Origin of the sequence: Paraburkholderia ultramafica (genome assembly GCF_902859915.1) — a bacterium.
GTDB lineage: Bacteria > Pseudomonadota > Gammaproteobacteria > Burkholderiales > Burkholderiaceae > Paraburkholderia > Paraburkholderia ultramafica.
Window position 1 is genome coordinate 1 of record NZ_CADIKK010000163.1, and the last position, 588, is coordinate 588.

The 588-nt window shown below is 59.2% G+C and carries 1 pseudogene; it reads right to left on the reverse strand.

Features of this window, described 5'->3' with window-relative positions:
* A pseudogene (locus tag HV744_RS36690) lies at positions 1–434 on the reverse strand (calcium-binding protein); the annotation flags it as partial.
* Positions 435–588: the final 154 nt, after the last annotated feature.

The following is a 588-nucleotide window of genomic DNA, read 5'->3' on the forward strand; positions in this document are numbered from 1 at the left end:
ACGCTGCGAGAGATCAGGACGAGGTGAGCGAGATCCCACAGCGACAGTGCGACGGCTTTCTGGATGTCAGAACGCGTAACCTTGATCATGCCAGTAGTGCCAGTCAGCGACGACTACTTGTGTCGGTTCATCGCAGCTTACGGGAACGATCTGGGCCAGGGGGCCACCACGTCACGTTGGCCCCACCGAACCCAGACGAAGATGCCAACCCGACACAGGTCTTCATGAGCGAGTCCGGTGACCGAGACGTGTTCACCCGGGCGCAGCGGTGAAGAGGCCATTGCTTTGCGAATGCCGGCCTCGAATGGAAACGAGAGCTGTTCTTCCAGATAGCAGTGCCACGACGTCGCCCGCTCTTCCTCCGTATAGGCGTCGACGACCACCTCCATCTCGATGCGATGTTCACGTTCCGCGTTGACTCTGGTCCTGGCCATGATGTTGTATGGTGATCGGCATAGATGGGGCTACAGGTCGACGATACGCCGAAGCAGACCGTAGGAAACGCGCCAGTGTCCTTCGGAGTCTGTCACGGCAATCGAGGCTGTTTTCGAGTTCAGCCTGACGATGGTGCCAACCCGCTCGCTCAGG